Genomic DNA, 1,446 nt, shown 5'->3' on the forward strand with positions numbered 1-1,446 from the left:
GGAGTTGTGCGCCCTTCGTCGAGCCGGCCGCGATACTTGAGCTTGCGGTCGGCATTGTAGCCGAAGAAGTCCGGCGTACAGACCGCCCCATACGCCCGAGCGACTGTCTGGGTCTCGTCGTGGAGATATGGAAACGGGAAATCATGAGCCTTCGCGAAACGCTTCATATTCTCAAATGAGTCTTCGGGATAGCTCGCCGCATCGTTCGAGCAAATCGCCGCAAAGCCTATGCTCTCCGACATCAGCACGCGGGCGTCCGAAACCACGCGATCGATCACCGCTTTAACATAGGGACAATGGTTGCAGATGAAGACGACGACTGTGCCTTTTTCGCCCGCAACGTCGTCCAGTGCGTAAGTCTTGCCGTCGGTGGCCGGAAGCTGGAACACCGCCGCCGGCGTATCAAAAAACGGCTTGGGTAGCTGCTGTCGCCATATCGCACCTCCTTTGTGGCCCAAAATAAGCTGACGACGGCCTGCTGGTGCACAGTTTCCAAAACCTGTTCGCCAGTCGCGTCGTTTGGCCATACGTCAACCATTTCCGGTCGACCCTTAACAGCCGCCATTTGGACGAGCGCGGGAATTCGTCGGTGTGGGCCACGAACGGACGTTAGCACCTCCAATGCCCCAGCGGCGTGGGGGCGGCCACAATATACGGCTGTCTAAAGTTTCTTCGTCCGGCGGCTCTGAATGATTGTCTCGACACTCATCGCCGGCCGCGCTCCTGCGATTTTGTTTCGCCGATCAGACAGGGCACCCGGGGCTCTTTCTCGGCGGCTGGGACGATCCCGCTCTCTGGCGTGAGGCCCGCAACTTCGCGAACAAGCTTGGTCCGGATCGCTTCCTGGAATTTTTCACGATCTTTGATCGTCATGACGAAGGCGCCCGGCCCTCCGATCACGCAGTCCTCGTAATAGAGATCGAGATTCTCGATATCGGTCGTCGACAGGGATGGCTCCTTCACAAGGATCGGGAGGCCGTTGATAATGATGCCTTTCTCCAGGGCAGCGTCGCGCGCGCCGGTTACGGGGGCTCCGTCGTTGTTCGGCCCATCGCCGGAAATATCGATGACGCGCCGCAATCCGCGATACGGATTCTCTTCGAACAGCTGCACCGCGAAATTAATCGCGCCGGAAATCGAGGTACTCGAACCTCGACGAACCGGCGCTTTCATGATCTCGGCGGCCACTGCATCCGCCGATTCCGGGCCGTCGATCATGCGCCAGGGAACGATGATCTTCTCGTCGCCCGACATCGACCACTCGAAATAGGTCACGACCACCTTGCTGCCCGGAACGGCCCTCAGCGCCTGCAGGAAGTCTTTCGAGACGATGGCCTGTGCATAGCCCTCGCGCTGAATGGCAAGCTCGTCCATATCCATCGAATAGGAGACGTCGACGGCGATAACGAGCACGACATTGACGGGCTGTACACTGTGGTTGGTGTC

General features: G+C 58.9%; 2 protein-coding genes. Both read right to left on the minus strand.

The genetic code is table 11. The features are described 5' to 3' along the window. A partial coding sequence (locus AC629_RS44485) for a thioredoxin family protein (RefSeq protein WP_143199970.1) occupies window positions 1–527 on the minus strand: 527 nt, incomplete at its 3' end. 178 nt (window positions 528–705) lie between these two features. Beyond that, on the minus strand, window positions 706–1,446 hold a 741-nt coding region (locus AC629_RS44490; RefSeq protein WP_084810846.1), incomplete at its 5' end, for a DUF1194 domain-containing protein.

Source organism: Bradyrhizobium sp. NAS80.1 (genome assembly GCF_001908205.1).
In the GTDB taxonomy this organism is placed as follows: domain Bacteria; phylum Pseudomonadota; class Alphaproteobacteria; order Rhizobiales; family Xanthobacteraceae; genus Bradyrhizobium.